Origin of the sequence: Thiocapsa rosea (genome assembly GCF_003634315.1) — a bacterium.
In the GTDB taxonomy this organism is placed as follows: Bacteria; Pseudomonadota; Gammaproteobacteria; order Chromatiales; family Chromatiaceae; genus Thiocapsa; species Thiocapsa rosea.
Genome location: NZ_RBXL01000001.1, coordinates 736,833 through 762,916 on the forward strand (window position 1 = coordinate 736,833; position 26,084 = coordinate 762,916).

Genomic DNA, 26,084 nt, shown 5'->3' on the forward strand with positions numbered 1-26,084 from the left:
GATGGGCCTCCTCGGATCCGGTACCGGCGCTGCAGTGCGGCATGTCTTTCTCGCCAGTCTTCGGCGCCGACGCCTCGCGACCGCGTTGTCGCTGCTCGCAATCGCGCTCGGCGTGGCGCTCGGGCTGGCGGTGCAGCTCATCCATGCCGCCGCGCTCGACGAGCTCGGCCGCGGGATGCGCTTGCTGAGCGGCGAGGCGGATCTTCAGGTGGTCGGACCGCGCAGCGGCTTCGACGATGCGGTCTATGCACGGATCGCCCTGCATCCGACGGTGGCCGCGGCGAGTCCGCTCCTCGAGATTCAAGCCCGGCTGCCGGGTCGCGACGAGACGCTGCGGGTGTTCGGGATCGATCTGTTTCGCGTCGCGCAGGTCACGCCCTCGTTGCTGCCCGTCGGCGTGACGGCAGCAGCGGATAGCAACGATGCCGAAGGGTCCGACGCGGATCGGCCGGATCGACTGGCTGCACTCCAACCCGATGCCGTCTTTTTGAGCCCTGCCGCGGGCACGCGTCTCGGGCTCGATGCCGGGGATGCGGTTGCGGTCCAGGTCGGACTCGGCGAGGCGCGTCTGCGGGTCGCAGGCGCCGTGCCCGGGGCCGGCGTCGGGCAGGTGCTGGCCGTGATGGACATCGCCGGCGCGCAGCAGACCTTCGATCGGATCGGTCTCCTGACCCGGATCGACCTGCGTCTCGCCCCGGGGATCGAACGCGGGCCGGCGCAGGAGCAGCTGCGCTCCCTGCTGCCGCCGGGCGTCACCCTGCTGACCCCGGAGGAGACCGCCTCCGAGGTCACGGGCGTGTCGCGCGCCTATCGGGTCAATCTCACCATGCTGGCGGCCATCGCACTTTTGACCGGCGGCTTCCTGGTCTTCTCGACCCAGTGGCTCGCGGTCGTGCGACGGCGCCGCGAATTCGCCTTCCTGCGCGCGCTCGGGCTCGACCGCGGCAGCCTGAGGCGCGGGTTGCTGGCGGAGGGCGCACTGCTCGGGCTGGTCGGCGGCGTGATCGGCGTGATCCTGGCCTATCTGCTGACCGCGCTGGCCTTCAGTCTGATCGGCGGCGATCTGGGCGCAGGGTTCTTTCGAGGCGTCGCCCCGCAGCTGCGCGTCGAGCCGGTGCTGACCCTGGCCTATCTCGGGCTCGGCGTGCTCGCGGGCGTGGCCGGCGCCTGGCTGCCGGCACGCGAGGCCGCCCGGATGGTGCCCGCCCGCGGGCTGCGGGCGGGCGACGAGGCCGAGGTCTATCGGGCGCGTCCGCGCTGGGGTGCGACCCTGATCGTCCTGATCCTGACCGCTCTGCTGTGTCTGCTGCCGCCGGTCGGCGGTGTTCCTGTGTTCGGCTATCTCGCCGTCGCACTCATCTTGGTCGCTGCCGTTCTCGCGATCCCCGGCGCCACGGTCGGTGCGATGCGTCTCTTGCCCGTGCGGGGCTCGCTCGTGATCCGGTTGGCGCGGGCGCGACTCGCCGCTGCCCCGGGGCAGGCGGTCGTGGCCGGTGTGGGGGTTGTCGCCAGCGTCGCCCTGGCGGTTTCGATGGCCATCATGGTCGACTCGTTCCGCGACTCGCTCGACGACTGGCTGACCCGGATGCTCCCCGCCGATCTCTATCTGCGCGCATCCGACTCGGGCGCAAGCGGCTATTTGGACCCGGACGCCGTGGCCCGCGTTGCCGCGCTGCCGGGCGTCGAGGCGGTGCGCCCGGTGCGCTTCGAGAGCCTGCGCCTCGCCGAGGTGCGCGAGGCGATCGCGCTGATCGCTCGCCCGGTGCAGGACACCTCCGGCCTTCCGCTCGTCGCCGGCACGCTGGATCCGCCCGCCGGGCCGGGCACGGATCCGCCGACCTGGATCTCGGAGGCCCTGGCCGATCGGCTGGGCCTCGGGGTCGGGGATCCGCTCGCCCTGCCCATCGGCGAGCAGCTGCAGGGCTTTCGCATCGTGGGCATCTGGCGGGACTACGCACGCCAACAGGGGGCGGCGGTGATCGAGCTTGCGACCTTCCGCGCCTTGACCGGCGATCGGCGCACCAACGATCTGGGCCTGACCCTGACGCGCGGGACGGATCCCGTCGGTGTCATGACCGCTATCCGCGCAACCCTCGGCGACCGGGTCAGCGAGATGATCCTGCCCGACGAGCTGCGCAGCATGATCCTCCAGGTCTTCGATCGCACCTTCCTGGCGACCTATCTGATGCTGGCGGTCGCGGTGACGATCGGTCTCTTCGGCATCGGCACCACCTTCGCCGCGCTTGCGACAAGTCGTCGCAAGGAGTTCGGGATCCTGCGTCACCTGGGTCTGCCGCGGCGCAGGATCGGGACGCTGTTGGCCTTGGAGGCGGCACTGACCGCCGCGGTCGGCGTCGGCGTCGGACTGATCGCCGGCGGGGCGATCGCGCTGGTACTGATCCAGGTCATCAATCCGCAGAGTTTTCATTGGAGCATGGACATGCAGCTTCCGTTCGGCCTGCTGCTGATCTTCGGCCTGGCGATGATCCTGCTCGCCGCGCTCGCCGCCCGACTCGCGGGTCAACAGGCGATGCGGCAGGACGCGGTACTCGCGGTGCGGGAGGATTGGTGATGCGCGCGTGGCAGCTTGCGCTGGTCCTGATGCTCTGCTGGCCGATCTCGGGCGTCTCGGCGAGCGACTTTGCCCCGGTGGTCGAGGGGCGCCCCTTGGCCTTTCCCGCGGACACGGGCGCGCATCCGGATTTCCGCACCGAATGGTGGTACATCACCGGCTGGCTGACCGACGAGGCCGGCACCGATCGCGGCTTCCAGGTCACCTTCTTTCGGGTCGGGACCGGCATCGGCGCGGACAATCCGAGCCGCTTCGCACCGCGCCAGCTCATCCTGGCCCATGCGGCGATCGCCGATCCGGCCAGCGGAGCCCTGATCCATGCCGAGCGCGTCGAACGCGCGCTCGACCCACTGGCCGGTGCCGCTGTCGGGCGGACCCGCGCCTGGATCGGCGATTGGGAGTTGGTGCTGGATGAGGAGGGCACGCAGTATCGGACCCGCATCACGTCCGACGCCTTCGACCTGGACCTCGCGCTGGTGCCGCCCGGCCCGCCCGTCCTCAACGGCCGCGACGGCTTCAGCCAGAAGACGCCGGACCCGAACAACGCGAGCTACTACTACAGCCGCCCGCAGCTCGCCGTCGACGGACGTATCCGCATCGAGGGGGCTGACATGAAGGTCAGCGGACACGCCTGGCTCGATCATGAGTGGTCGAGTGAGATCATGCCCGCGCAGGCGCGAGGCTGGGACTGGATCGGCATCAACCTGCACGACGGCGGCTCGCTGATGGCGTTTCGGATGCGTCGGGACGACGACTCGCCGCTCTGGGCGGCCGCGACGCTGCAGGAGGGTACCGAGCCTGCGCGGATCCTCACGCCGGAACAGGTGCGTTTTCTCCCTCGGCGCCGCTGGCAATCCCCCCGCACGGGTGCCGAGTACCCGGTCAAATGGACCCTGGAGCTCGATGGCCGAACACTCCGCCTGGAACCCCTGATGGACGACCAGGAACTCGACGGCCGACGCTCGACCGGCATCGTCTATTGGGAAGGTGCGGTCAAGGTGTATGAGCGGGAGCGGGAGCGGGAGATCGGACGCGGCTACTTGGAGATGACAGGGTATGCGGATCGCCCCGACAACCTCTGAAAATAAACCGCGTCCTGCGTGACTTGCGAGGATCGAGCGGGCGCTCGGGGTCCCGGGGACGGGCGAGGTCTGCGGTGACGCGGTTTATGATTTTTCATGAGACCAGCCACCCGAACCCCAAGGATCTCGTGACACCCGCTCTGCGGTGTCACGCATGCCAATTGTCGTTTTCGGGTTCAACGATTGCCCTGAGACGGCCCATCGCGAGGCGTGCCTCGATGCGTGTGCCGGGGGGAGCTTCCTCGGGTGCTCGCACGATCTCGCCGTCCGGCAGGCGGGTGACGATGGCGTAGCCGCGGGCGAGTGTCGCCAGGGGGCTGCGGGCCTCCAAGCCGGCGACGGCGCGCATCAACCGCTCGCGCCGGGTCTCGGCGAGCCGTGTCCTTGCGCGGGCAAGACGCTCGGCGAGCGCAGCGACGGCGATGCCGAGCCCCTCCAGACGTCGCCCGGGCGACGCGAACACCAGGCGCGCAGTCGCCGGGCGCAATCGAGCCTGCGCCCGCGCCAGCCGATTCGACAGGAGCGAGACCAGGCGCTGCTCGAGCTGATCCAGACGCTGCGCGCGCTGCTGCAGTCGCGCGGCCGGGTGGAGCAAGGCCAAATGACGCGCGACGGCGCTCAACCGTTGGCGCGCGGCCACCCGGTGACGCGCATGGGCCGCGTCCAGACGCCGGGTCAAGGCGACCAGACGATGGCGCAGATGATCGCCCGAGGGCGCCACCAGCTCGGCTGCGGCCGAAGGGGTCGCCGCGCGTCGGTCCGCGACCAGATCGGCGATGCTGATGTCGCTCTCGTGGCCGACCCCGGTGACGACCGGGATGGCGGAGGCGCGGATCGCGCGCGCCAGGGCCTCGTCGTTGAAGGCGTTGAGGTCTTCGAGCGAGCCGCCGCCGCGGGCCAGGATGAGCACGTCGCACTCGGCGCGGGCATTCGCCGCCGCCAACGCGGCGAGCAGGGACGCCGGAGCGGCCTCGCCCTGCACCTGAGCCGGATAGATGACCACGGGCAAGGCCGCGAACCGGCGCTTCAAGACGGCGAGCAGGTCGCGCACCGCCGCCCCGGTGGGCGAGGTGATTAGACCGACCCGTTTTGGAAAGGCCGGAATCGGCCGCTTGGCGGCCTCGTCGAATAAACCCTCCGCGGCCAACGTGCGCTTCAGCCGCTCGAATTCGAGCCGGAGCGCACCCTCGCCGCCCGGCTCCATGTGATCGATGACCAACTGAAAATCGCCGCGCGGCTCGAAGAGCGTCGCCCGGCCGCGAACCAACACCTCTTGACCGTTCGTCGGACGGAAATTCAGGAGCATCCGCTTAGGGCGAAACATCGCACACCGGACCTGCGCCGCCGCATCTTTGAGCGTGAAATAGATGTGACCGGAGGCCGGCTGCGCCAGATTCGACAGCTCGCCTTGGACCCAAAGCACGGGAAAGCTCCCGTCGAGCACCGCACGCACCTCGCTCGCCAAGCGGGCGACGCTGTAGATATCGCGGTAATCGTCGAGGGCGCGGACAGGTCGTTCGAGCGGCATAGGCAGGATTCGCAATCAAAAGCTTCGTAACGTCGACGTCGTTTCCATCGTCGTCGTTGACTTGACGTCCTATGGAGTTTACCTCCGCCCGTTGAAATTCTATACTTTCGGGTTACTTTCCTGTTCTGGTCACTGATTGCGGAGCCTCCACATGCGCCTGATCCAGGAAGCACTCACCTTCGACGACGTCCTCCTTGTTCCGGCGCACTCGCGGGTGCTCCCGAACGAGGTCGATTTTCAGACCAAGCTGACCCGCGAAATCTCGCTGAAGATTCCCCTTGTGTCGGCCGCGATGGATACGGTCACCGAGGCACGCCTGGCGATCGCAATGGCGCTGGAAGGCGGCATCGGGATCATCCACAAAAACATGAACGCCGAGCGCCAGGCCCGCGAGGTCATGGCGGTCAAACGTTACGAGAGCGGGATCATCCGCAACCCCATCACGGTCGGTCCCGGAACCAGCATCGGCGAGGTGATGAAGCTGACCCACGCGCACAACATCTCGGGCGTGCCGGTCACGGAAAACGGCCTGCTGGTCGGGATCGTCACGGGGCGCGATCTGCGCTTCGAGACCCGCATGTTCGAGCCGGTCTCGACCATCATGACCCCGCACGAACGTTTGGTCACGGTACGCGAAGGCGCAAGTCGCGAGGACGTCCAGCGGCTTCTGCACGAGCACCGCATCGAGAAGGTCCTGGTGATCAACGACCGCTTCGAGCTGCGCGGCCTGATCACGGTCAAGGACATCCAGAAGGCGAAGGACTTCCCGAAGGCCTCGCGCGACGCCCAAGAGCGGTTGCGCTGCGGTGCGGCCGTGAGCGTCGGCAAGGGAACTGACGAGCGCGTCGCCGCCCTGGTCGAGGCCGGGGTGGACGTGATCGTGGTCGATACGGCCCACGGGCATTCCCAGGGTGTGCTGGATCGCGTCGAGTGGGTGAAGGTCCGCTACCCCGAGGTTCAGGTCATCGGCGGAAACATCGCGACGGCGGATGCGGCCCGAGCACTGGTCGACGCAGGGGCCGATGCGGTGAAGGTCGGGATCGGCCCGGGGTCCATCTGCACCACGCGCATTGTCGCCGGTGTCGGCGTCCCGCAGATCACGGCGGTCTCCAACGTCAACGAGGCGCTGGAGGGCACGGGTGTGCCGCTGATCGCCGACGGCGGTCTGCGTTTCTCCGGAGACGTCGCCAAGGTCATCGCCGCGGGGGCCCACAGCGTCATGATCGGCGGGCTTTTTGCCGGCACGGACGAGGCTCCGGGCGAGGTCGAAATCTATCAGGGACGCTCCTACAAGTCCTATCGCGGGATGGGCTCGCTCGGCGCCATGGGCTCGAACGAGGGGTCGAGCGATCGCTACTTCCAGGAAGATACCGAAAAGGAAAAGCTGGTCCCGGAGGGCATCGAAGGGCGTGTGCCCTACAAGGGCAGCGTGCTGAACGTCATCCATCAATTGGTCGGCGGTCTGGGCTCGAGTATGGGCTACACCGGCTGCGCGACGATCGAGGAGATGCGCACCAAACCGCAGTTCGTGCGGGTGAGCGCAGCGGGGATGCGCGAGTCGCATGTCCACGACGTGCAGATTACGAAAGAAGCGCCGAATTATCGCATCGACAATTGATGTCATGCACCGGATTGCGCTTGGGGCGCAATCCGGCGCATGACATCAAGATGCTTTCTGAGGGTTTTCCCGGCGTACTGTGAGGTGATTTTCGGGAATGGAACGACCTGCATGTAGGGGCGAATTTATTCGCCCCTACCGGTCTTCCAAACATACCAAGCGGGATATCGATTCCCGGAAATCACCTTAAAGATGCCGTTGCGACCGATCACCGATTTCCTCTCTCTACCCCCGCCCCCCCTTTCGGAACCGTCACCCAATCATGACCAATATTCACGCCGACCGCATTCTGATTCTCGACTTCGGGTCGCAGTACACGCAACTGATCGCGCGGCGCGTGCGCGAGGCGGGGGTCTATTGCGAGTTGCATCCGCATGACATGGGGGCGTCGGCGATCCGGGAGTTTGCACCGAGCGGCGTTATTCTATCCGGTGGTCACCAGTCCGTTCATGAGGACGAGACGCCCCGCGCGGATCCTCTGGTGTTCGATTTGGGCGTGCCCGTGCTGGGCATCTGTTACGGCATGCAGACCATGGCCGCGCAGCTCGGCGGCAGCGTCGCGCCTTCGACCCATCGCGAGTACGGCTATGCGCAGGTCCGTGCACGCGGCCACTCGCGCCTGCTGCGCGATATCGAGGACCACACCAGCCCCGAGGGCTACGGACTGTTGGACGTCTGGATGAGCCACGGCGACCGGGTCGAGACCCTCCCCGCGGGCTTTCAGGTCATCGCAGAGACCGCCAACGCGCCCTTGGCCGGCATCGCCGACGAGGAGCGCCGCTTCTACGGCGTGCAGTTCCACCCGGAGGTGACCCACACCCGCCAGGGCCAGCGGGTCATCGAACGCTTCATTCACGCGATCTGCGGCTGCGGCCGTCTCTGGACCCCCGGCAACATCATCGAAGACAGCATCGCCAAGGTGCGCGCTCAGGTCGGCAGCGACGCCGTCCTGCTCGGACTCTCGGGCGGCGTGGACTCCAGCGTCGTCGCCGCCCTGCTGCACCGCGCCATCGGCAGCCAGCTGACCTGCGTCTTCGTCGACAACGGACTGCTGCGGCTCGGCGAGGGCGATCAGGTCATGAGCACCTTCGCGCGCCACATGGGCGTGCGGGTGGTCCGGGTCGATGCCGAAGACCGCTTCCTCGGCCGGCTCAAGGGCGTGACCGACCCGGAGCAGAAGCGCAAGATCATCGGCAACACCTTTATCGAGGTCTTCGACGACGAGGCGAGCAAGCTCGCCAATGTGCAATGGCTCGCCCAAGGCACCATCTACCCGGACGTGATCGAATCCGCCGGCGCCAAATCCGGCAAGGCCACGGTCATCAAATCCCACCACAACGTAGGCGGGCTGCCGGAGGAGATGAACCTCAAGCTCGTCGAGCCCCTGCGCGAGCTCTTCAAAGACGAAGTTCGCAAGATCGGCATCGAGCTCGGCCTGCCCTCCGAGATGGTCTATCGTCACCCCTTCCCGGGTCCCGGCCTCGCCGTGCGCATCCTGGGCGAAGTCCAAAAGGACGACGCCGTCACCCTGCGCAAGGCCGACCACATCTTCATCGAAGAGCTGCGCCGCGCCGACCTCTACGATCAGGTCTCCCAAGCCTTCGCCGTCTTCCTGCCGGTGCGCTCCGTCGGCGTCGTCGGCGACAAGCGCCAATATGCCCACGTGATCGCGTTGCGTGCGGTCGAAACACTCGACTTCATGACGGCGCGCTGGGCGCACCTCCCCTACGACTTCCTGGACCTGGTGTGCCGGCGGATCGTCAACGAGGTCCCCGGCGTCTCCCGCGTCGTCTACGACATCACCGGCAAACCGCCGGGGACGATCGAGTGGGAGTGAGCGCGCGGCATAGAAGGATCTAATCAAACAAGACCCGCCGGCGTAGGATGGGTAGAGCGCGGCGAAACCCATCATCCCTGCTCCGACCCCCAAGAGATGCGTCAAGCATTCCGCATCGTGCCCGGCCGTCGGCAAGGGATCGTGATTCGAGTTCTGCTTAGCCCTCGACAAAAACGAACGATCATCCGACCAAACAGTCGACGCGATCCCGCAGAGCACCATGCTGACATCCATCCAGCTGAACGATTTCAAAAGCTTCCGAGATCAGACGATCCCGCTTGCGCCGCTGACCCTGTTGGTTGGCGCAAACGCCTCGGGTAAGAGCAATCTCTTCGATGCGATTCGATTTCTTCAGGGCGTCGGACTCGGTCACCCCTTCACCGAAATACTCCTTCCTCGTTGGGAGGCCGGACGGGAAGCCTGGCCGGGGATACGGGGCGGGATTCACGAGGTCGCATTCTGTCACGGCAACAGCTTTGGACTTTCGACGGTTTGGAGCCTTTGCCGTCGTGACCCTCTCATGCGGGAGGCAGAGGCCCAGAGACTTGTAGGGGTCTTCGACTATCCCGAGGTGCGGCTCGCCCATCGAATCAAGTGCCGAACCGAGGACCAGGTCCTTCTGATCGACGAACGCCTGACGGATACCGACGAAGGTAATCAGCTCTTTGCAACCGGCGGGTCCAGTCCATCGCCGCAGCCCCGCAGCACAGACTTCGTCCCGATCTTGACCGACCTCTTGCCGGAGAACCCCGGAAGACGCACTACGTCGGTTTGTGATGCTGCACGCAGTGTCCTCGGTCAGATTCACACGCTGAGAGTGGACGGCGCACACGAACGCGTTGCCATGGACAGCATCCGATTGGCTGTGGCCATGAGGAGTTCCCTCTTCCTCGATATCAGTCCTGCGCGCATGCGCGCTTATCAAGCCATCCAGACCCGGGACTTGGGCGAACAAGGAGAGAATATCTCCCCGGTACTTCGCAGATACTGCCAAGACAGCGACAAAAAAGCCGACCTCATCGATTGGCTCTCCGAGCTTTGCGGACCGGCGATCACCGATATCCGTTTCGACGAAAACGCGCAGCAGGAGGTCTTGCTCCAGGTCATCGAGACGAACGGAATGCCGATCAGTGCTCGCAGCCTATCCGACGGGACACTCCGCTTCCTCGGCATTCTGGCCGCCCTGATCACGGCTCCCGAGGGCTCGATGGTCCTGATCGAGGAGATCGAAAATGGCCTTCACCCGACGCGCATTCATCTTCTGGTCGAGCTCTTGGAGCATGTCACGAGAGATCGCGGTATCCAGGTGCTGGCCACAACCCACTCCCCGTGGCTGCTCCAACACCTCTGCGACGAGAGCCTCGGCAATGCGGTTGTTTTCGGCCGCGTTCCCGAAGAGGAAGGCACAATCGCCCGTCGCCTCAGAGATCTGAAGGATTTCGAAGCGGTTGCCGACCGAGCCGCTGTCGATCGCCTTTTCTCGACCGGCTGGCTAGAGCGAGCCTTGTGAAGGTCTTGATCATCCGCGAAGACCCAACCCACGATCAGTACATCATCAAACCCGTCGTGGAGCGGATCTCCCAAGAGATCGGGCGCAAGGTGCGTGTCGATGTGTTGCGCGACCCGCACCTTCGGGGCGTCGACCAGGCGTTGGATCCCAAGACGATCGCGGAAATCATCGACGACAACCCGATGATCGACGTCTTCCTGTTGATCGTGGATCTCGACTGCAATCGCCATCACAACAAGGAGCGCGCCGATGATCGCGAACAAGAGCACCGCGACCGAATCCTGACTTGTCTCGCCGTGCAGGAAGTCGAAGTCTGGATGCTTGCACTGCACTCGGGGCAAATCGGTGGAGCTTGGGCGGAGGTGCGCGCGGACTGCGATCCGAAAGAGCGGTACAGCGATCCTTTTCTCGATGCGCTCGGCAGCGACTGCCCGGGAAAGGGCCGCAAAAAGGCGATGCGGGCTCTGCCTGGAAACTGGTCGCGATTGGTTCGTCTTTGCCCCGAGATCAAGGATCTGCAAGAACAACTTGCCGAATGGTCAAGAAACTGCATAGTTTGACCCATCGATGAATCCTTCGAAAGAGACCGACGACCACTGGATGCATTTGGCCCTGACCCTGGCCCACCGAGCGGCCGCCGAGGGTGAAGTTCCGGTCGGCGCGGTCCTGGTCCTGAACAACGAGCTCATCGGCGAGGGCTGGAACCGCCCGATCGGGGCACATGATGCGACCGCCCATGCCGAGATTCAGGCCCTGCGCGATGCCGGGCAACGCCTCGGCAACTATCGCCTTCCCGGCACGACCCTCTACGTCACCCTGGAGCCCTGCGTCATGTGCGCCGGCGCCATCATCCATGCGCGTGTCGGCGAGGTGGTCTTCGGCGCATCGGACCCAAAGGCGGGGGCCTGCGGGAGCCTCTTCGACATCCTGCCGTCGGACGGGCGATTCAATCACCGCACCGGATGCCGCGGAGGCATCCTCGCCGATGCCTGCGGCGAGACGCTGCGCGGCTTCTTCCAAGCCAGGCGCCGACGACAGACGCTCCCGACGATAGACAAGTAAGGTTCCTCGACTTACACTTGTCAGCTTGTCGAAAGCGAGCAACTCGCACGACCGACAATCTCGGAGAGGTGCCGGAGTGGCCGAACGGGCTTGACTCGAAATCAAGAGAAGGCGCAAGCCTTCCGTGGGTTCGAATCCCACCCTCTCCGCCAATCGTTTTTGTAACCCGCTATTCCGATTCGTCTTTTTTCTGAATCTTCGCCTGTCGCCCACGCTTCGCCCCACATTGCGACATGGGCAGATCCGTTTTCGCCCCTTCTCGACCCTCGCTTGACCCGACGAACGATATCGGATCAACGTTTGAACAGATAGCAAGTGTGGCAAAGAATCTGGGTACGTTACCTACTTCTCGTCGTCCCCTATTTCTTCCCGGTCTCGGGAAGCCGAGCTTCCTAGGCTGGCGTTAACGAGAGGATCACCACATGAATTTTCCGGATCTAGAGCGCATCACCATTGACCCCAAGGTCATGGGAGGCAAGCCTTGTATTCGAGGGATTCGGATAACGGTCGGTACGATCACCGGCTTGCTCGCATCGGGCGAAACGATGGAAAGGGTACTGGAACTCTACCCCAGCCTGGACAGGGAAGACATCTATGCCGCCCTTGCCTATGCATCATGGCGGGCCGAAGAGTATGACGTGCCGCTCAAGGCATCATGAAGATCGTTCTGGACATGAATATCCCGGAGGTCTGGGAAGACTTCCTCCGCGGTGCCGGACACGAGGCAATCCATTGGAGCAGGATCGGAGACATCCGGGCCGACGACGATGCCATCATGGCGTGGGCCCGCGAGAACGACCATGTCGTCTTCACACACGATTTGGATTTCGGCTCCCTGCTGTTCACAACGAATGCGGCAGCTCCAAGTGTCCTACAGCTTCGGGTTCAGCACATCGTCCCCGATGCAGTTGGAGATGCTGTCTTGGAAACCCTGATCACAGCAGCGGATTCTCTCAACTCCGGGGCATTGGTTACGATCGATCCAAGGCGCCACAGAATCCGACTGCTTCCGCTAAGACATGTCGATTAGTGCATTTTAAACCGAGTCCTCGCTGAGGGCTGTGGAAGCACAAAACATAGAACTCTCTCGACAATCAGCATCTCGACCGGGACAACGCACTCTTGGAAATTTCGCCATCGCTTAGTCACAGAAACATCACTTCGTGTTCTAATCGATCCGAAGCATCTCGTCTAGGGAATTAAGCAAACTGTCCCGGTAATTCCGGTAATTCCGGTAATTCCGGTAATTCCGGTAATTCCGGTAATTCCGGTAATTCCGGTAATTCCGGTAATTGTAATTCCGGGGACAGTTTACCTAGTTCCGTTCCAGCAGCTCAAAGAGGTCCCGGGTGTTAGAGTCTCGTCGCGATGGTTTCGGCCCCGGCTTTTTTGGCTTGAGAGTGCGACCGAGGCGTTGCTCCAGAGTTTCGACAAAGGAATCCGGACCGAGCGGTCGACCGGTGCCGGCATGCGCGTGCAGAAGGTGGGCGATGTCCTTAGCGTCAAGCTCGCCAGTTGGGCCACACAAGTGGGCAAAATGGGGGCACCGGAGAATGGGGTCAAGTATTGACCCCAGTTCTGATATCAAGGCGCCGGTCGCACGGTGGAGCAACTTGTTAGGTCAGCATTTTGCGTTCTTTAGCATATTCCCGTAATGCACGGTTTACGGCCTCAGCGTTTGGGAAAAGCTTGTTGAGTTCTGGATCGATGAGTACGATATTGGTGCCTTCACGATATCGCCTAGCATATTTTCCACGAGTGCCGGACTTAATCAGTTCGGCAGGATATTCCGGTCGTATCTCTTGGTCATTCCTCATAGGCTTTACGCTCTGTAGGCGTCATGCGCCGCGCAGAGATGATTCGTATAATCTCAGCGCGTTCGGTGAAGGAGACTACCAAATATCTACCTCCTTGTGATCTCCCAAACAATGAGGAAACGGTCTTCTCCTTGCGAATGATCTGGATCGGATACGAAAGAGGACAGTTCGTCACCGAAAACCTCCGTTGCCTCCCAAAATGTGACACCATGCTTTCTGATGTTAGCGTCAGCTTTTGATTCATCCCATTCAAAATCCATGATCACGTGTTGCCTGCTGACCTAACGTTGCCGCTCAGCCGTCGTGAGCAGAGCGAGCGCAGGCTGGAGGGGAATCCAGGGACGGACCACGGTTTCTCGCCACACAGAATACTCTTTTCAGTCCACGCAAACTCTCGCGATTCGTGCCTCGACACCCACGAAACGTCGCCGCAGGCGACGCAACGCACCTTATCCGGCGGAGATCAATCGAGCTGCGACCTTCCTCAGTCTCACCCTGCTTCCTCGTGCTCCTCGTCGCCTTGGCAACCTTCGCCTCGACCGCTGCGGAGTAGACAATTCCACGGGCAGTTTACTCAATTCCGGTTCGATGCTCCAACAGACGCATTCCAGCCACTCGATCCCGGCGACAGGATTTAGCTCACCACAGCACTAGCCGCAATTGAGCAAACTGTCACCCGACATCAGGGCTTCCCCGTTAGCGCCAGGATCCGCCATCCTTCGAACCCTGCAAATCGCCCGGCGATCGCCCTCTGATCCGGAGCCCTCCCGGTCGCCCTGCCCCGCACTCTGCGCGTTCCGATATCCGGACATTGGCTATGTCGGCTTCCTGCTTGATAGCAACGATCGTATGCATGTCCGAGCCTTGAACAGGATGCGCGTCCGACATGGAGAATCGACGGTGTCATTATAGGCGGTGATGGCGCTGGCGCCCCCTGCCGACACACGCATTGCGGTGACAGTGTGCTTCGGATACGGTGGAATTCCGGGGACAGTTTACCTAATCCCGTTCCAGCAGCTCAAAGAGGTCCCGGGTGTTAGAGTCTCGTCGCGATGGTTTAGGCCCCGGCTTTTTTGGCTTGAGAGTGCGACCGAGGCGTTGCTCCAGAGTTTCGACAAAGGAATCCGGACCGAGCGGTCGACCGGTGCCGGCATGCGCGTGCAGAAGGTGGGCGATGTCCTTAGCGTCAAGCTCGCCAGTTAGGCGACACAAGTGGGCAAAATGGGGGCACCGGAGAATGGGGTCAAGTATTGACCCCATTTCTGATATCAAGGCGCCGGTCGCACGGTGGAGCAACTTGTTAGGTCAGCATTTTGCGTTCTTTAGCATATTCCCGTAATGCACGGTTTACGGCCTCAGCGTTTGGGAAAAGCTTGTTGAGTTCTGGATCGATGAGTACGATATTGGTGCCTTCACGATATCGCCTAGCATATTTTCCACGAGTGCCGGACTTAATCAGTTCGGCAGGATATTCCGGTCGTATCTCTTGGTCATTCCTCATAGGCTTTACGCTCTGTAGGCGTCATGCGCCGCGCAGAGATGATTCGTATAATCTCAGCGCGTTCGGTGAAGGAGACTACCAAATATCTACCTCCTTGTGATCTCCCAAACAAGAGGAAACGGTCTTCTCCTTGCGAATGATCTGGATCGGATACGAAAGAGGACAGTTCGTCACCGAAAACCTCCGTTGCCTCCCAAAATGTGACACCATGCTTTCTGATGTTAGCGTCAGCTTTTGATTCATCCCATTCAAAATCCATGATCAAGTGTTGCCTGCTGACCTAACGTTGCCGCTCAGCCGTCGTGAGCAGAGCGAGCGCAGGCTGGAGGGGAATCCAGGGACGGACCACGGTTTCTCGCCACACAGAATACTCTTTTCAGTCCACGCAAACTCTCGCGATTCGTGCCTCGACACCCACGAAACGTCGCCGCAGGCGACGCAACGCACCTTATCCGGCGGAGATCAATCGAGCTGCGACCTTCCTCAGTCTCACCCTGCTTCCTCGTGCTCCTCGTCGCCTTGGCAACCTTCGCCTCGACCGCTGCGGAGTAGACAATTCCACGGGCAGTTTACTCAATTCCGGTTCGATGCTCCAACAGACGCATTCCAGCCACTCGATCCCGGCGACAGGATTTAGCTCACCACAGCACTAGCCGCAATTGAGCAAACTGTCACCCGACATCAGGGCTTCCCCGTTAGCGCCAGGATCCGCCATCCTTCGAACCCTGCAAATCGCCCGGCGATCGCCCTCTGATCCGGAGCCCTCCCGGTCGCCCTGCCCCGCACTCTGCGCGTTCCGATATCCGGACATTGGCTATGTCGGCTTCCTGCTTGATAGCAACGATCGTATGCATGTCCGAGCCTTGAACAGGATGCGCGTCCGACATGGAGAATCGACGGTGTCATTATAGGCGGTGATGGCGCTGGCGCCCCCTGCCGACACACGCATTGCGGTGACAGTGTGCTTCGGATACGGTGGAATTCCGGGGACAGTGCGGCCTGGCAAGGCTGCGTATTCTAGCGGGTGGGACCCCCGTCCGGGTAATCGCTAGCCACGAGCCCGGTATCGAGCCTTGCGGCGCGGCTGGTAACAGGCGCGTCGATGCGTAGGCACGAAAGCAGGCGAGGTGTAAGGGTAACGGGTGGAGCCGACCTTGAAGGTATTGAGCCCCGAAAAGAACATGGGTGAGTGCCGACGGGTTTGTCCCCCCGGCAGGCAACAGACCGTGACGCGCTGTGGCGAGTGGCACGGGAACTCCCCGGGGTCCGAGACCACATCGAGCCTGACATCGAGAGCACGTGGTCACCAGGGAGATCCGCGCATCGGTCCGCCGGAGGCGGGCACCCGTGAACAAGTGTAGAAAGCAAGAACACGGGCGGTGATGCGCGGAAGTCGGAGCCACCCATACGAGCTGTGACGCCCGGTAATGCGGGTCGAGCAAAGGGGTGGCGGTTTGAGACAACGCAAGAGTGAAACACGGCCCTACACCGAGAGGACTCTGACCGTGACCAGCAAGCTTGAGCGTTTCACACTGAAGGCGCGCGCGGAACCGCACACGCGGTTCACGTCCCTGATGGGCATGTTGTTTGACCCGGAAGGGCTGCGCGAAAGCTTCGAGCGCCAGAACGGACGCAAGGCGCCCGGAGTCGACGGGGTCAGGAAGGACGACTATGCAGTGGGTCTGGACGCGCGTCTGGAGGATCTGTCGGCACGGATTCGCCGTCTGGGGTACCGGCCTCTGCCGGTGCGGCGCACCTATATCCCGAAAGGGGATGGCCGCTATCGGCCGTTGGGGGTGCCGAGCTTCGAGGACCGCCTGGTCCAAGATCGCCTCAGCCGCATTCTTCAGGCCATCTGGGAACCGGAGTTTCGGGACTGTTCGTTCGGGTTTCGGCCGGGTCGCAGTGCGCACGATGCGCTGCGCCGGGTGGCCGAAGTGATCACCAACGGGCGCACGCAGTGGTTCGTGGAGGCGGACATCAAAGGGTTCTTTGACCATTTGTCACACTCCCACCTCATGGAATTCCTGGAGCACCGCATCGGCGATCCCAATCTGTTGCGGATCGTGCGACGGTTCCTGAAGGCCGGCATCATGGAAGACGGCGCGTTCACGGCCAGTGAAGAGGGCGCCCCGCAAGGGGGTCTGGTCTCGCCCGTGCTCAGCAATATCTACCTGCACTATGTGCTCGATCTCTGGTTCGAGAAACGGTTTGCGGGAATGTGCACGGGACGGGCGTACCTGATTCGCTACGCCGACGACTATGTGGCCTGCTTCGAGCACGAAGGCGATGCACGGGCCTTTCTCACCAAGATGACCGCACGTCTGGCGCAGTTCGATCTGGAGGTCGAGCCGAGCAAAACGGCACTGCTGCGTTTCGGCAGCGACCAGCTGGGTCGGACGCGGGCGGAGACGTCCGAACCGCGGACCTTCAGCTTCCTCGGCTTCACCCATTATGTCGGGAAGAGCCGGACGGGGCGTTTCGTCGTCGGGCGCAAGACCGACGGCAAGCGGGTGCGCAAGAAGCTCGCGCTCTTGAACGAGCGCTTGCGCGGGCTGCGGGCGCAAGGCGGACGGGCGATGGTGGCATACCTGATCCGGCATCTGCGCGGACACATCCAGTATTACGGTGTGAGCGGCAATAGCCGGGGCGTATCGGGTTACCTCTACGCCGCGACGGGCCTGTTGTTCAAATGGCTCAACCGGCGCAGCCAACGGCGTTCGTTGACCTGGAAGCGCTTCTACGCGGTCATCAAGCCCATGCTCCCGACGGCGCGGATCATTCACGACCTCTACCCCGTCCCTTGGTGGAAGACTCAAGCTGGGAGCCGGATGGTGTAACACTCCAAGTCCGGTTCTGCGAGGAGCCGGGAACGAACCGTCGTATGGCCGAGATCATGTGGCACCGCCGGGAAACCAGGCGGCAAACAGAGAACACAAACGTCAGCCTAACCGATGGCAAGGACCCGGCTTACTCTCCGTTTACCTAGTTCCGTTCCAGCAGCTCAAAGAGGTCCCGGGTGTTAGAGTCTCGTCGCGATGGTTTCGGCCCCGGCTTTTTTGGCTTGAGAGTGCGACCGAGGCGTTGCTCCAGAGTTTCGACATAAGGAATCCGGGCCGAGCGGGCGACCGGTGCCGGCATGCGCGTGCAGAAGGTGGGCGATGTCCGTGGCGTCAGGCTCGCCGATGAAGCGATCCGAGTCGGATATCAGCTCCAACAGCGGACGCACGCTGACGAGATCGTCGTCCGCTCCTGCCAGATGGGCTCGGGCGCTCGGACCACGGCCAGTCCTCCGGTCGTGCACAGAGCCGCGCACGGACGGGACCAGGACCAGGATCAGGTGTGCACATGATTCGGCATGAGGCAGTAGACAAGCACCTGCGTGCCACACGCTCGACAGGACGTCGACAGCAAGCGCAGATACCCGGCGTAGTCCTCGTCGCCAAAAAACGTCCGCTGGCGTCGATTCCCGCGCTGGGTCACATGATGTGGAAACCCCGGGACGACTACTCGTCGGAGTCTCGCCATCGGCCGGTCAATCCCTCGCCACGGAAACGTCACTTCGTGTTCTAACCGATCCTAAGCATCTCGTCCAGGGAATCAAGTAAATTGTCCCTGGAACTGCCTGATTTCGGGCAACCGGGCGGCCCCGCTGCTCATAAGCGGCTTCCGTTGAGACTTGACAGTACCCTTCGGCGAAGGGATATTTCGGTGAAGAAGGTTGGATTTCCTATCCTTCCCGCCCTGCCAAGCGACATTCAAGCGATCAAGTGCAGTACTCTTTTCTGTTATTTTTGGGACTTCTGGCCTTCTGGCTGCTGCTATCGGGTCTGTGGGATGAGCCTCTGCTGCTCGGTCTCGGACTCGTCTCGTCGCTGATCGCGGCCTGGCTGGGTGTGCGCATGGACCGCAGCCCGACGAACCTTGGCAACCTCGGCTTGGTATTTCGGTTGATATTCTACTGGCGCTGGCTGCTGGTCGAGATCGTCAAGTCCAATATCGATGTGGTCCGGTGCATCTGGCAACCCCGCCACTTCCCGATCAGCCCCGGCCTCGCGGTGTTGCCGTTGAGTCAGCGTACCGTCGTCGGACGCGTGATCTACGCCCAGTCGATCACGCTGACCCCAGGCACGGTGGCGATCGAACTCGGCGACGGAGAGGTGCAGGTGCATGCGCTGACGCAGGCCGGCCTTGAGGCGTTGCGCGGCGGCGAGATGGACCGGCGGGTGACTGACGCCGAGCGCGCCCCCGATGCCAAGGTCCACGCCGACAGCCAGGGCGACAGCGCATGATCTGGGATCTGAACCATGTCGCCTATGCCGGCGCCGCCCTCGGGATCATGGCCATCATGGTGCTGGCACTGGCCCGCGGCTTCTTCGGGCCAACGATCTTCGATCGGGTGCTGGCCGCGAACATGTTCGGCACCAAGACCGTGCTGCTGATCGCCGTCTACGGCTTCCTGACCGACCGTCCGGACTTTCTGGACATCGCCATCACCTACGCTTTGATCAACTTCATCGGCGTGATCGCCGTGCTCAAGGTGGTCGAGCGGGTTGCCGACGGTAAGCGACCGGAGGATTTGTAACGTGGCTGACCTGCTGCTCGATGTCCTGAGTCTGCTACTCCTCGCCGGCGGCCTGTTTCTGGGTTTTTCCGGCGCTTTGGGGGTATTGCGTTTCCCGGATTTCTACACCCGCATCCATGCCGCCGGCGTCACCGACACCCTGAGTGCCGGGCTGATCCTGGGGGCATTGATGCTGCAGGCCGGGCTGTCGCTTGTGACTGCAAAGCTCGCACTGATCCTGTTGTTCCTGTGGTACACCAGCCCGGTCGCAAGCCACGTCCTGGCGCGCGCGGCGATGCATGCCGGCCTGCGGCCCTGGAGCGCACCCGCCCGTTCAGCAGCCGCGGGAGAGGCGTCATCGACATCGTCTACCTGATCGATATCCTGCTGCTCAGCATGCTGGTCGCGACCGCGATCGCGGTGCTGCGGATGCGCAGCCTGTACGCGGTGGTCATGCTATTCGGCATCTACAGCCTGCTGACTGCGGGCATCTTCGTCAGCCTCGATGCGGTGGACGTGGCCTTCACCGAAGCGGCGGTCGGTGCTGGAATCTCCACGGTGTTGCTGCTCGTGACGCTGGCGGTGACGGGACATCAGCAGGTGCGGCGCAACCATTCGCCAGCGCTGCCGCTCACCGTGGTCATCATCACCGGCGCGGTGCTGGTCTGGGGTACTCAGGACATGCCCGCCTTCGGCGACCCGCAGGCGCCGATCCATCATCACGTCGCGGATCGCTACATTAAGGATTCGCCGTCCGAGGTCGGGATGCCCAACATGGTCACGTCGGTACTCGCCAGTTACCGCGGCTTCGACACCCTCGGCGAGACCGCGGTGGTGTTTACCGCCGGCGTCGGCGTCATGGTGTTGCTCGGCCTGCGCCGGCGACGGAATACCGACCCCGACGGGGACACCACGGCAGCGCCGGGGCGACCGGCCCGCGGGCCGTGGTGGCGATTACCCAGGCGCGAACCGGCGGCGACCGGGGTGGCAACGGCGGATAAGGACGACATCATCCGCGTCATCGCCCGACTCCTGGTGCCATTCATCCTGCTATTTGCACTCTATGTGCAGTTTCATGGCGACTTCGGGCCAGGCGGCGGCTTTCAGGCCGGCGTGATCTTCGCCGCCGGGATCATCCTGTACGCCATCACCTATGGGCTGGGGCATGCGATGAGACTGATCCCTCCGCGGGTACTGATGCCGTTGGCGGCTCTCGGCGTGTTGCTGTTCGGCGGGGTCGGCATCGCTGGCATGCTGCGTGGCGGGAATTTCCTGAACTACAACGTGCTCGCTCATGATCCCGTGCATGGTCAGCACTATGGCATCATGCTGATCGAACTCGGTGTGGGCATCACCGTCGCCGCGGTGATGTTGGCCCTGTTCTATGCCTTTTTCTCCCGTCTGGAAGAGCCGCCGAAGAGCCAGTAATGGAACTCCTCGGCCATTTCAACTACTGGGTTGTCTTTTTCCTGATGATGACCGGCTTCTATGTGGTCATCGCCAATGGCAATCTGATCGCGAAGATCGTCGGCCTGAACATCTTTCAGTCCTCGGTGTTCCTGCTCTACATCTCGATGGGCAAGGTCATCGGCGGCACCGCTCCGATCGTGCATGACGACGGGGCGATCTATTCCAATCCCCTTCCCCATGTGCTTATCCTCACGGCCATCGTCGTCGGGGTCGCGACCACCGCGCTCGGGCTGGCCCTGGTGGTGCGCATCAAGGCGGCCTACGGCACCATCGAGGAGGATGACATCCAGGCACAGGACGAACCCCGCTGAGTCCCATATCAATCGAAATCGCCATGCTGTCCACGTTCGCGTTGCTGAAAAACCTGCCCGCACTGCAGGTGGTGCTGCCGTTGCTGGCCGCGCCGCTCTGTTTGCTGCTCGGGCGCGCCCGCCTGGCCTGGGCACTCGCGACACTGGTCACCTGGCTGGGGCTTGCGATCAGCCTGCTCCTGCTCTGGCAGGTCCGGGACGGCGCCGTGCTTCACTACGCGTTCGGCGACTGGCCGGCACCCTGGGGCATCGAGTACGTGGTGGATCGCCTCGCCGGTTATGTGCTGTTGATCGTGTCGCTGATCGCGGCCGTCGTCATGCCCTATGCCCGCCAAAGCATCGCGCAGGAGATCGACCCGGCGCTGCAGCCACTCGCCTATACGCTGCTGCTGCTCTGCCTCGCCGGGCTGCTCGGCATGGCCATTACCGGTGATGCCTTCAATCTGTTCGTGCTGCTCGAGATATCGTCGCTGTCGAGTTATGCGCTGATCAGCCTCGGTCGCGACCGCCGCGCGCTGACCGCAGCCTATCAATACCTGATCATGGGTACCATCGGCGCGACCTTCTTCATCATCGGCGTCGGCCTGCTGTACGTAATGACCGGTACGCTGAACCTGGCGGACCTCGCTGAGCGGGTGCCGGAACTCGGAGAGACCCGCACGGTAAAGACCGCGTTTGCCTTCATCACCGTCGGCCTCGCGCTGAAGCTCGCGATGTTCCCGCTGCATCTGTGGCTGCCCAATGCCTATACCTTTGCGCCATCGGTGGTCACGGCCTTCCTCGCCGCGACCGCGACCAAGGTGGCGCTGTACGCGATGATCCGCTTCATCTATACGGTCTTCGGCGCGCGGTTCGCGTTCGATGAGATGCACCTGGAGTGGCTGTTGTTGCCGCTGGCCGCCGCCGGGGTGCTGATCGCCTCGGTCGTCGCGGTGTTCCAGCATGACCTCAAGCGCATGCTGGCCTACTCCTCGGTCGCGCAGATCGGCTACATGTTGCTGGGGATCGCGATGGCGAATGTCACCGGCCTCACCGCCGGGCTGCTGCATCTGTTCAACCACGCACTGATGAAGGGGGCGCTGTTCCTGGCACTCGGCGCCCTGTTCTATCGCATCGGTCGGTCCGACATCGACGCGATTGCCGGGATCGCGCGTGAGATGCCGCTCACCATGGCAGCCTTCGTCGTCGGCGGGCTGAGCCTGATCGGCGTGCCGCTGACGGTGGGCTTCCTGTCGAAGTGGTACCTGATCCTGGCCGCCATCGAGCACGGCTGGTGGCCGGTGGTCATGCTGGTGCTGCTGAGTTCCCTGATCGCCGTGCTCTATATCTGGCGCGTGGTCGAAGCGGCCTATTTCAATGAGCGCCCGGCGGGCGCCGCGGCGGTCCGCGAGGCACCCGCCGGGCTGCTGATTCCAATCTGGCTGCTGGTCTTTGCCAACCTCTACTTCGGCATCGACTCCAGCCTCACCGTCGGCGTCGCCGGCGATGCCGCCCACGGTCTGTTCGGGGCGCCGCAATGAATCCGCCGTTCGACTGGAATGCGCTGTTGATCTTACTGGCGCTGACGCTGCCGCTGCTCGGTGCGATCGGCATCGCGCTGACCGGCCAGCGACCAAACCTGCGCGAGGCCGTGACGCTGGTCACCGCCGGTTTGCTGCTGCTGGTCGTGCTCGGCCTGTTGCCGGCGGTACTCGGTGGAGCGCGCCCCGAATGGGTCTTCCGCGAACTGCTGCCCGGGATCGCGATCGCGTTCAAGGTGGAGCCGCTCGGGATGCTGTTCGCGCTGGTCGCATCGATCCTGTGGCCGATCAATTCGCTGTATTCCATCGGCTACATGCGGAGCAATCAGGAGCAACATCAGACCCGCTTCTATGTCTGCTTCGCCGTCGCGCTGGCGGCAACAATGGGCATCGCGTTCTCGGCCAACCTGGTGACGCTGTTCATCTTCTACGAGGTGCTGACACTCTCGACGTATCCGCTGGTGACGCACAAGGGCAACCAGGCCGCGCGGGATGCCGGTCGCGTCTATCTCGGATTGTTGCTGGGATCCTCCATCGGCCTGCTGCTGCCGGCGATCATCTGGACCTGGTGGCTCGCCGGCACCACCGATTTCCTGCCCGGCGGCATCCTGGCCGATCACCTGGAGGGGCCGCTGCTCGGGTTGCTGCTGTTGCTGTTTATGTTCGGCATCGGCAAGGCTGCGTTGATGCCGATGCATCGCTGGCTGCCGGCGGCGATGGTCGCACCGACGCCGGTCAGCGCGCTGCTGCATGCGGTCGCCGTGGTCAAGGCCGGGGTCTTCACCGTGGTCAAGGTGATCGTTTATATCTTCGGCATCGAGACCCTGCAGGGCGTACCCCGGGGCGAATGGCTGCTGTATCTGGCCGCCTTCACGATCATCGTCGCGTCGATCATCGCGCTGCGACAGGACAATCTAAAGAAACGCCTCGCCTATTCGACAGTGAGCCAGTTGTCCTACGTGATCCTCGGCGCGGCGATCCTGGCACCACTGTCGGTGATGGGCGCGGCGCTGCATATCGCCGCCCACGCGTTCGGCAAGATCACGCTGTTCTTTGCCGCTGGCGCCATCTACACCGCGGCGCACAAGACCGAGATCTCGCAACTGCGCGGGATCGGCTGGCGGATGCCCTGGACCATGGGTGCGTTCACGATCGGCACGTTGTCGATGATTGGCGTGCCACCAGCCGCCGGGTTCCTCTCCAAGTGGTATATGCTCATCGGTGCGTTCCAGACCGAGCAGTTGCTGGCGGTGGCGGTGATCGTTCTATCGACGTTGCTCAATGCCGCCTATTTCCTGCCGATCGTCTACAGCGCGTTCTCGCGACCGGAAGTCGATGACACCGCCAGCCACGGTGAGGCGCCGCGACCGATCGTCATCGCCCTGACGACCACGGCCACGCTGACATTGGCGTTGTTCCTGTTTCACCAGATCCCGCTGAATCTGGCCGGCCAGTTGCTCGAGGTCCCAGCCCCATGAACGAACCCGAACACGAACGCCAAGCTGACCCCCAATCCGACCCCCAATCCGACCCCCAATCCGAACAGCGGCATTGGCTGTATCGACCCGAGAACTGGCCCCGACTCTGGGCGGCGCAGATTGGGCTGCTGGTGCTGGTCGTGTCGCCGGATATCTTCATTCATACCCACGGCCATTTCTCCCCGGCGGTGTTCAGCCTGGACATGAGTCCCGGCTTCTTCGCCTGGTATGGCTTCATTGCCTGCGCAGCGATGGTGGCACTGGCGAAGGTGCTGGGCATCTTCCTGAAGCGCGACGATCGCTATTACGATGATTGAGCGGCCCGCGCGAGTAGCGTTCCTCGCACCCCTGAAGGCCGGGCTGCAACGGATGATCGCGGCGCGCCTGGACGTTTCCGCGGTGAGTCCGGCCGCCTTGGCCGAGGCACCGCGGGAGTTCCTGCGGGCGATCAACGCATACGGCGAGCAGCATCCGCAGCTCATGCTCGCGCTGACCCTGCCGACGCTGCTGTTGCTGACCCTGGCCGGGACCGGGCTGTTCGTCCCCCCGCCCGGACTGGTGATGGTGCTCGGTGCCGCGCTGCTTCCGTTCACCCGCGGGGATGCCCGCCGGATGCTGATCCTCGGCCTGCCGCTGGTGACACTGGTGCTGATCTGGCTGGTGCCGGCGGACGCGGGCCTAAGCGTGCCTTTCCTGGGCCTCGCGCTCGACCCGGTGCATTACACCGCGGTCGGGCGGCTGTTCGCGACTGTGTTTGCGATCATGGCCTTTGCAGGCGGCCTGTACGGCCTGGGTCGCGCGAACACGCTGGAGACCACGGCGACCCTGGTCTATGCCGGCTCGGCGATCGGCGTGACCTTCGCCGGGGACTTCGTCACGCTATTCGTGTTCTGGGAACTGATGGCGCTCGGCTCCACCGCGGTGGTCTATGCCGCCGGCACCGAGTCCGCCCGTCGCGCAGCCTTCCGCTACCTGTTGATCCATCTGCTCGGTGGCGTCGTCCTGATGGCAGGCATCACTGCGCTGGTGGCCGCGACCGGCGAGATCGCGATCACCGTGCTGACGGCAGACAGCCTGCCAGCGATCCTGATCCTGATCGGCTTTCTGGTCAATGCCGGCGCTCCGCCGCTATCCGCGTGGATCGCCGACGCCTATCCCGAGGCTACGCCCAGCGGCATGGTGGTCCTGTCGGCATTCACGACCAAGACCGCCGTGTTCGCGCTGCTGGTGGTCTTCCCCGGTACTGAGGTCCTGATCTGGATCGGGCTGTATATGGTGTTCTACGGCATCATCTATGCGCTGCTGGAGAACGACATGCGGCGCATCCTGGCCTACAGCATCGTCAATCAGGTTGGTTTCATGGTGTGCGCGATCGGTATCGGCACCCCGCTGGCGCTCAATGGCGCCGCCGCCCACGCCTTCGCCCATATCATCTACAAGGCGCTGCTGCTGATGTCCGCCGGCAGCGTGCTGATGATGACCGGCAAGCGCAAGTGCACCGACCTCGGCGGGCTGTTTCAGACCATGCCGCTGACGGCTATCAACGGCATCATCGGGGCGCTCGCAATCTCGGCGTTCCCGTTCACCTCGGGCTTCGTGACCAAGTCGCTGGAGACCTCCGCCGCGGCCGACGAGGGGCTGTTAATCGTCTGGCTGTTGCTGCTGGGGGCCTCGGCCGGGGTCTTCCTGCATGCCGGCATCAAGTTCCCGTGGTTCGTGTTCTTCCAGAAGGACTCCGGGCTGCGCCCACCGGAGCCGCCCGCGCACATGATGAACGCGATGTGGCTGTTCTCGTTCCTGTGCATCGCCATCGGCCTGTTCCCGCAATTGCTCTACGCCATCCTGCCCTATCCGGTGGACTATCAGCCCTATACCGTTGAGCACGTGCTGACCCAACTGCAATTGCTGTTGTTCGCCGGCTTCGCGTTCTTCGTCATGCTCGATCAGATGAAGCGCACGCGGACTATCAGCCTCGACTTCGACTGGTTCTACCGCCGGTTTTTTCATTCGCTGGGAGACGAGTTCACGAACCGCACCGCCAACGCCCGCGACGGCATGGAGCAATCGGCGTTGCGCGCGATCCGCCGCTTCATCACCCGGCTCTACGCCCACCACGGGCCCCACGGATTTCTTGCACGCACCCGCCCGACCGGCAGCATGGTGCTGTGGGTGGCGCTGATGCTCGGTTGCAGCCTGCTGCTCTATATCCGTTGA

23 protein-coding genes and 1 tRNA gene are annotated in these 26,084 nt (G+C 63.3%); 20 read left to right on the forward strand and 4 right to left on the reverse strand.

Going from position 1 to position 26,084, the window contains the following annotated elements; translation table 11 throughout:
* Position 1 precedes the first annotated feature (1 nt).
* Both BDD21_RS03235 and BDD21_RS03240 read left to right on the forward strand, forming a co-directional pair.
* Positions 2 to 2,572 (forward strand): FtsX-like permease family protein, encoded by a 2,571-nt coding sequence (locus BDD21_RS03235; RefSeq protein ID WP_120799716.1) that lies wholly within the window; start codon positions 2 to 4, stop codon positions 2,570 to 2,572.
* The gene (locus BDD21_RS03240; RefSeq protein WP_120795925.1) at positions 2,572 to 3,654 is read left to right on the forward strand and encodes a lipocalin-like domain-containing protein; all 1,083 of its coding nucleotides are present in this window, start codon (positions 2,572 to 2,574) and stop codon (positions 3,652 to 3,654) included. The genes BDD21_RS03235 and BDD21_RS03240 overlap by 1 nt, the downstream gene beginning before the upstream one ends.
* Before the next feature lie 148 nt (positions 3,655 to 3,802).
* Here BDD21_RS03240 and xseA read toward each other — a convergent pair whose 3' ends face one another.
* Positions 3,803 to 5,182, reverse strand: a complete 1,380-nt coding sequence (gene xseA / locus BDD21_RS03245; RefSeq protein WP_120795926.1) for an exodeoxyribonuclease VII large subunit — start codon at positions 5,180 to 5,182, stop codon at positions 3,803 to 3,805.
* Between the two features lie 151 nt (positions 5,183 to 5,333).
* Between xseA and guaB the strand changes: the two genes are divergently transcribed.
* From guaB to BDD21_RS03285, 8 genes are all read left to right on the forward strand, one after another.
* The gene (gene guaB, locus BDD21_RS03250; RefSeq protein WP_120795927.1) at positions 5,334 to 6,800 is read left to right on the forward strand and encodes an IMP dehydrogenase; all 1,467 of its coding nucleotides are present in this window, start codon (positions 5,334 to 5,336) and stop codon (positions 6,798 to 6,800) included.
* Between the two features lie 262 nt (positions 6,801 to 7,062).
* Positions 7,063 to 8,637, forward strand: a complete 1,575-nt coding sequence (gene guaA, locus BDD21_RS03255) for a glutamine-hydrolyzing GMP synthase (protein ID WP_120795928.1) — start codon at positions 7,063 to 7,065, stop codon at positions 8,635 to 8,637.
* 220 nt (positions 8,638 to 8,857) lie between these two features.
* Entirely contained in the window at positions 8,858 to 10,147 is a 1,290-nt protein-coding gene (locus tag BDD21_RS03260) for an AAA family ATPase (protein ID WP_120795929.1), read from the forward strand.
* A gap of 101 nt (positions 10,148 to 10,248) precedes the next feature.
* The gene (locus BDD21_RS03265) at positions 10,249 to 10,707 is read left to right on the forward strand and encodes a hypothetical protein (RefSeq protein ID WP_170164676.1); all 459 of its coding nucleotides are present in this window, start codon (positions 10,249 to 10,251) and stop codon (positions 10,705 to 10,707) included.
* Between the two features lie 7 nt (positions 10,708 to 10,714).
* On the forward strand, positions 10,715 to 11,209 hold the full coding sequence (tadA, locus tag BDD21_RS03270) for a tRNA adenosine(34) deaminase TadA (RefSeq protein ID WP_120795931.1): 495 nt from the start codon (positions 10,715 to 10,717) through the stop codon (positions 11,207 to 11,209).
* A 62-nt stretch (positions 11,210 to 11,271) separates the two neighbouring features.
* Positions 11,272 to 11,361, forward strand: a tRNA-Ser gene (locus tag BDD21_RS03275).
* A 270-nt stretch (positions 11,362 to 11,631) separates the two neighbouring features.
* On the forward strand, positions 11,632 to 11,868 hold the full coding sequence (locus tag BDD21_RS03280) for a DUF433 domain-containing protein (RefSeq protein ID WP_120795932.1): 237 nt from the start codon (positions 11,632 to 11,634) through the stop codon (positions 11,866 to 11,868).
* Positions 11,865 to 12,239: a DUF5615 family PIN-like protein gene (locus BDD21_RS03285; protein ID WP_120795933.1), complete on the forward strand. Its 375-nt coding sequence runs from the start codon at positions 11,865 to 11,867 to the stop codon at positions 12,237 to 12,239. The genes BDD21_RS03280 and BDD21_RS03285 overlap by 4 nt, the downstream gene beginning before the upstream one ends.
* A 776-nt stretch (positions 12,240 to 13,015) precedes the next feature.
* On the opposite strand, the gene BDD21_RS29105 is transcribed toward BDD21_RS03285, so the two are convergent.
* The 3 genes from BDD21_RS29105 to BDD21_RS03315 all read right to left on the reverse strand — a co-directional run bounded on the left by BDD21_RS29105 (position 13,016) and on the right by BDD21_RS03315 (position 14,786).
* Positions 13,016 to 13,138 (reverse strand): BrnT family toxin, encoded by a 123-nt coding sequence (locus BDD21_RS29105; RefSeq protein WP_342769587.1) that lies wholly within the window; start codon positions 13,136 to 13,138, stop codon positions 13,016 to 13,018.
* Positions 13,113 to 13,286, reverse strand: coding sequence for a BrnT family toxin (locus BDD21_RS29110; protein WP_342769588.1), 174 nt, complete (start codon positions 13,284 to 13,286; stop codon positions 13,113 to 13,115). Before BDD21_RS29110 ends, BDD21_RS29105 begins: the two co-directional genes overlap by 26 nt.
* Positions 13,287 to 14,516: 1,230 nt before the next feature.
* Entirely contained in the window at positions 14,517 to 14,786 is a 270-nt protein-coding gene (locus BDD21_RS03315) for a BrnT family toxin (protein WP_120799717.1), read from the reverse strand.
* Between the two features lie 1,246 nt (positions 14,787 to 16,032).
* On the opposite strand from BDD21_RS03315, the gene ltrA reads away from it, so the two are divergent.
* The 10 genes from ltrA to BDD21_RS03380 all read left to right on the forward strand — a co-directional run bounded on the left by ltrA (position 16,033) and on the right by BDD21_RS03380 (position 26,084).
* Complete coding sequence (ltrA, locus tag BDD21_RS03325) at positions 16,033 to 17,367, forward strand: group II intron reverse transcriptase/maturase (protein ID WP_120795935.1); 1,335 nt, start codon at positions 16,033 to 16,035, stop codon at positions 17,365 to 17,367.
* Between the two features lie 930 nt (positions 17,368 to 18,297).
* Positions 18,298 to 18,819, forward strand: a complete 522-nt coding sequence (locus BDD21_RS03340) for a Na+/H+ antiporter subunit E (RefSeq protein WP_120795936.1) — start codon at positions 18,298 to 18,300, stop codon at positions 18,817 to 18,819.
* Positions 18,816 to 19,112, forward strand: a complete 297-nt coding sequence (locus tag BDD21_RS03345) for an MrpF/PhaF family protein (protein ID WP_120795937.1) — start codon at positions 18,816 to 18,818, stop codon at positions 19,110 to 19,112. The genes BDD21_RS03340 and BDD21_RS03345 overlap by 4 nt, the downstream gene beginning before the upstream one ends.
* A gap of 1 nt (position 19,113) precedes the next feature.
* Positions 19,114 to 19,467: a monovalent cation/H(+) antiporter subunit G gene (gene mnhG, locus BDD21_RS03350; RefSeq protein WP_211334965.1), complete on the forward strand. Its 354-nt coding sequence runs from the start codon at positions 19,114 to 19,116 to the stop codon at positions 19,465 to 19,467.
* 20 nt (positions 19,468 to 19,487) lie between these two features.
* Positions 19,488 to 20,519 carry a DUF4040 domain-containing protein gene (locus BDD21_RS03355; RefSeq protein ID WP_211334966.1) on the forward strand — a complete coding sequence of 344 codons (1,032 nt, stop codon included), beginning with the start codon at positions 19,488 to 19,490 and terminating at the stop codon, positions 20,517 to 20,519.
* Entirely contained in the window at positions 20,519 to 20,872 is a 354-nt protein-coding gene (locus BDD21_RS03360) for a cation:proton antiporter subunit C (protein ID WP_120795938.1), read from the forward strand. Before BDD21_RS03355 ends, BDD21_RS03360 begins: the two co-directional genes overlap by 1 nt.
* Before the next feature lie 23 nt (positions 20,873 to 20,895).
* Positions 20,896 to 22,392, forward strand: coding sequence for a monovalent cation/H+ antiporter subunit D family protein (locus BDD21_RS03365; protein WP_211334967.1), 1,497 nt, complete (start codon positions 20,896 to 20,898; stop codon positions 22,390 to 22,392).
* Positions 22,389 to 23,870, forward strand: coding sequence for a proton-conducting transporter transmembrane domain-containing protein (locus BDD21_RS03370; protein ID WP_120795939.1), 1,482 nt, complete (start codon positions 22,389 to 22,391; stop codon positions 23,868 to 23,870). The genes BDD21_RS03365 and BDD21_RS03370 overlap by 4 nt, the downstream gene beginning before the upstream one ends.
* Entirely contained in the window at positions 23,867 to 24,187 is a 321-nt protein-coding gene (locus BDD21_RS03375; RefSeq protein WP_120795940.1) for a hypothetical protein, read from the forward strand. The genes BDD21_RS03370 and BDD21_RS03375 overlap by 4 nt, the downstream gene beginning before the upstream one ends.
* Entirely contained in the window at positions 24,180 to 26,084 is a 1,905-nt protein-coding gene (locus tag BDD21_RS03380; RefSeq protein ID WP_211334968.1) for a Na(+)/H(+) antiporter subunit D, read from the forward strand. The genes BDD21_RS03375 and BDD21_RS03380 overlap by 8 nt, the downstream gene beginning before the upstream one ends.